Source organism: Vibrio thalassae, assembly GCF_900089835.1.
GTDB classification, from domain to species: Bacteria; Pseudomonadota; Gammaproteobacteria; order Enterobacterales; family Vibrionaceae; genus Vibrio; species Vibrio thalassae.
This window is the reverse complement of sequence record NZ_OANU01000118.1, coordinates 1-3,976: the sequence shown is the minus strand read 5'-3', so window position 1 is coordinate 3,976 and position 3,976 is coordinate 1. Positions and strand designations below refer to the sequence as shown.

The following is a 3,976-nucleotide window of genomic DNA, read 5'->3' as shown; positions in this document are numbered from 1 at the left end:
AAATTAGTGCGTCTTCTGACAACGAACCGTGGTTTCTTACTCATTAAGTGGCCATTGGGACAGTTTTAAAGCTTTGTGTGTGTATCGCAAAGGTAATTGTTACTGGGTGCTTAACGGTGCCTTTGTGGAGGCTTGAGCCGTATGCAGTGAAAGTTGCACGTACGGTTCTGAGGAGGGAGGCACCTGGTAACAGGTGCCGCCTATCCGACAACCGTCGATGACCGAAGTAAGCAGAGAAGGTACCATCGAACTGACATCGTATTTCTACTTTTTGGTTCTCTATGGAGTAACGTACTGGCGAGTCGATAACGTACATTTTGCTATCAAAGCTAAACGTGTGGTCACGTCGTATCGTTCGATATTCTTTCTGTACGCAGATGCTGTTAAGGTCTAGGTCAGGTGGCAACGACTTGAACGCAGAGCTCGATTTAGTCGCTTGAACCATGACATTATTCACCCAGTATTTGGGGATAAACTCCTCTTGCAAGTATCGGTTTGCGCTCTCCATGTCAGCGATGTTATTGAGGCGCAGTTCAGGGACAAGGCGGTCTTGGAAGGTATCGAAGGCTCGTTCGATTCGTCCCTTCCCTTGAGGTGAGTTGGCGAAGATAATTTCGATACCGAGTTCATCACAAGCTCGCTGCATTTGCGAGAAGTTGCTGCGTTTCGGCCCACCAAAGATACCTGCTCGATCCACGTAGAGAGTTTTGAATATGCCTCGCTTTTCAATATAAGCTCGCATCACCTTCATGCAGCCTTCAGTGGTCTCTGACGGGAAGAACTGCGCATGAATATCACTAGTAGCGTCATCAATGATGGCAATCAAGCAAGACTTTTCATCACCAAACCAGCGATGAGGACTGCCATCCATTTGCAGCATTAGCCCTGGCAGCGGCATACGCTCTCGATACTTTCTGACTCGACTTCTACGGCGTTTAGAACGCTTGACGTGGTGAATATCATGCGCCCAAGAACGTAACGTTTCACGCTTAATCGACAGCCCTTCATTTTTGCTCAGAAGCTCTGATAGATGTTGAAGATTAAAGTCGTAGTACTTGGTTTGAATGAGGTTCTGCACCTCTTTCTTGAGTGACTCAGGGATTTTATTGATGGGGGCACGGCCAGTGTTACCGTGGATCACAAACCGAATGCCTTCCTTGCGATAGCGACTCAAGTAACGTTCAACGGTTCTTCGTGATTTTTGCAGTAATTGCGTAGCACTATTGATAGTAATTTTGCCATCAATGACTTTGCTAATGATATCGACAGTAAACTGTGATTTTGAATCCATATAGAACATCCTTAGCACCCTTTAAAGCTCATTTGATTACTTTAAAAAGTACGCTAAATCAGTCCCGACATTTTCCCTCGGTAGTTAGTGTAATGACAAAGTCGCTTGGTAATTAAGGTACGACAGAATCGCTTGGTGATCACACACGGGTAAAAATTCAACCTGTGAAGGCTTTGGACAAAGGCTACTTAGAGTAATCATTTAAATTAGGAAAATGCGGATAACTTCTAGTATTGAAAAGCCCTTTTCTAACTCATTAACTCCAAACGCAAATTATCGATATTCTATCCTTAATGGTTCCAATCTTTGCTGCGGACACGACCTGTCTGGTAGTAGTTAGAAACTAGATCGATAAAATCTTTGAAGTCTGCGTTTTCTTCGACAAGTCGGTTCACGGACTGCCAATCAATCTCAGGACGCTTTTTAGCTGGTAGCAGCAGCTCACTTTCTGATGGATTGCCTACAGAAAGTAGAATGACACCAATACCATGCAAAGCGCTTAACATTCGCAGTTCTTGCTCAACACGGCTATCAGCAATCGCTGTAGCTACTAAATAGCCCTCGCTAGCCCATGACGAGTTGCTGACCGCTTGGAAGAAACACTTACGCAAATTGCCCATCGTTAGTGTTTTCTTAACTTCAAATGACCACAAACGAACACTTTGACCACCTCCTTGAAGTACACAGCTTTTAACGTATTGATGCCATTGCTGCGCAACGGGTTCCATTGCGACAATATCGGGATGCAACCACTGATTTCCACCGCTGCCTAAATTATTCTTTGACCGCTTTTCATCGATTCGTAAGCAGTAAAGTTGATGTTCTGACTTTAGGTAATCCATTAAGATCGGATATAAATCATGCTCACTCAGCGTATTGTTTATCGGCGCTTCGTCTGATGGTTCTTCTTCAGGCACTGGTTCGTCATTCACCAACAACGAGCCATCATCAAACCAGTACACTCTAGGACGGGGTTTGTCTTGCCATTTAATCTTATCTGATTGATTAAGAATGCTTTGTTTCTGAGAGCCGATTTCAGCAACGACCTGTGAAATAAAGTCTTGCTCAGTTTCAAAGCGAGGGTTCGCCCTTTTCTCGGCATAATCTTCTGGATAACGGTCAGTGATCGCTTCGGCAATCGCTTTTGCGGTATATCGTTGATTTGGGTTGCCTTCCAGGAAGAGTGCGATCTTCTTTGATTGCGATAATTTACTCATTGCTGTTTTTATTCTTCTTGTTCATTAACCATATCCCAACGCGTAAAGGGACATCTAGCGTTTGTACTTTGGCCACCTGTTATACCCAACATCAGGGTTGTTAGAGTCGTACTGGCGAATCAAATCAGCTTCCTTCTTATTGACTTCATCAGCGCTATCAGAAAAGAATATAACTTCGCGTTGAATGGTCATATTCATTCTTTCTTCAAAGCTAAAATCCTCAGCTATGACCTCACTTTTTGCACTTCCCCAGTAGTTGATACTGTTCGTAAGATCTTTACCGATGTAGATCTTACCGTTTGGGTATGTGATTTTATAGATTACCTTACTATTACTATGCATTGTGGCACTTCAACGGAACTGACTGTGCATAAGCTTCCAACATTAGAAAATGTTGGTCAATATAATCATTTTTTTTAGTGAAGAGTAACAACTCTAAGCACGAATGGGGCATAAATGAGTTTCAAAAATCTTACATTAGCAAAGTCATGAATAACTTCAGGAATAGATTTCCCCGAAACTCCCTGTTTATCTGTGCTAACCTAACAAATACAGTGCTAATGCCGAGTGTGTGGAACTTTCTGTAATTCATGGATATTTCCCGAGGTACACGAACATGGCTCAAGCCAAAGTCATATCTAAACGAGAGCTAAATAAATTGCTTGTTTTCGGACGATGTTAAAGTTGATCTGTAGGAGGAACTCGTGAGCGTGAAAGTGAGCTGGTGGCGATAGCCTTAGTCAAGAAGGAAACTTGAACCATGGAAGACATCGAAAAACTACTCAAGAAAGAACAGTGGTTAGCAAAAGACCGTTTTAATTTTACTGATGGACAGGGGGTAAAAGTTGGTGCAAACATCTTCGACCAATATAAATTCCAAGTCTGCAAATTCACCCTATTTGAAAGCTTGCTATGTGAACTAGACAATGACAATTTATGCATAGCCTTTGATCATTTTGAATCAAATAGATTGAGAACTGCTTTAACAGATCACTTCAACAAGACACAAACACCGCTCTATGCAGTTGAACAAGTGGTTTACCTATACCTAGAAACATTGCTGCTGGAGAGAGTCAAACGAGATCCAATTCACGACATCCCTAGCGTGAGGACAGAAATAGCCATGTATGCGAGGATGTATCCAAACATGGATTCCAATGTACTCATAAGTGAGTTTTCTAAATCAGACGTACAAATTGGCACTGCACCGTAATATAGGAATGTCGCTCTGGTACTAGCAAATGTAGTTAATAGCGTAGTTGTCAGCGCCGATGTAAAAATGACCCACTAACGCCGATTTAAAATTGACCCACCTGAGGCAAACTATCCGTTCGTAAAATGGACAAAGCGGCGGATTATGATCAATCAGGAGCAACTAGTGGAAATACACGTTTTACATCAGCAAGGGCAAAGCATCCGCTGCATCGCGCGAGATTTAGGTATCTCTAGAAATACCGTTCGCACTTAT

General features: G+C 42.7%; 4 protein-coding genes and 1 pseudogene. 2 read left to right on the top strand and 3 right to left on the bottom strand.

Going from position 1 to position 3,976, the window contains the following annotated elements; translation table 11 throughout:
- Positions 1-208: 208 nt before the first annotated feature.
- The 3 genes and pseudogenes from VTH8203_RS20240 to VTH8203_RS20230 form a co-directional block, all read right to left on the bottom strand.
- Positions 209-1,300, bottom strand: a pseudogene (locus VTH8203_RS20240) (ISNCY family transposase); the annotation flags it as partial.
- A 281-nt stretch (positions 1,301-1,581) separates the two neighbouring features.
- Positions 1,582-2,508 carry a COG2958 family protein gene (locus VTH8203_RS20235; RefSeq protein WP_096995279.1) on the bottom strand — a complete coding sequence of 309 codons (927 nt, stop codon included), beginning with the start codon at positions 2,506-2,508 and terminating at the stop codon, positions 1,582-1,584.
- 54 nt (positions 2,509-2,562) lie between these two features.
- Positions 2,563-2,850: a GIY-YIG nuclease family protein gene (locus tag VTH8203_RS20230; protein WP_096995278.1), complete on the bottom strand. Its 288-nt coding sequence runs from the start codon at positions 2,848-2,850 to the stop codon at positions 2,563-2,565.
- A gap of 418 nt (positions 2,851-3,268) precedes the next feature.
- Here VTH8203_RS20230 and VTH8203_RS20225 point away from each other — a divergent pair, with 418 nt between their 5' ends.
- Together VTH8203_RS20225 and VTH8203_RS20220 are read left to right on the top strand one after the other, a co-directional pair.
- Positions 3,269-3,721: a hypothetical protein gene (locus VTH8203_RS20225; RefSeq protein ID WP_096995277.1), complete on the top strand. Its 453-nt coding sequence runs from the start codon at positions 3,269-3,271 to the stop codon at positions 3,719-3,721.
- Positions 3,722-3,865: 144 nt separating this feature from the next.
- On the top strand, positions 3,866-3,976 hold a 111-nt coding region (locus VTH8203_RS20220; protein ID WP_158296086.1), incomplete at its 3' end, for a helix-turn-helix domain-containing protein.

Excerpts from the sequence above, each read along its gene's own strand:
- VTH8203_RS20235 (WP_096995279.1), bottom strand. The coding sequence starts at position 2,508 with ATGAGTAAATTATCGCAATCAAAGAAGATCGCACTCTTCCTGGAAGGC.
- VTH8203_RS20230 (WP_096995278.1), bottom strand. The coding sequence starts at position 2,850 with ATGCATAGTAATAGTAAGGTAATCTATAAAATCACATACCCAAACGGT.
- VTH8203_RS20225 (WP_096995277.1), top strand. The coding sequence starts at position 3,269 with ATGGAAGACATCGAAAAACTACTCAAGAAAGAACAGTGGTTAGCAAAA.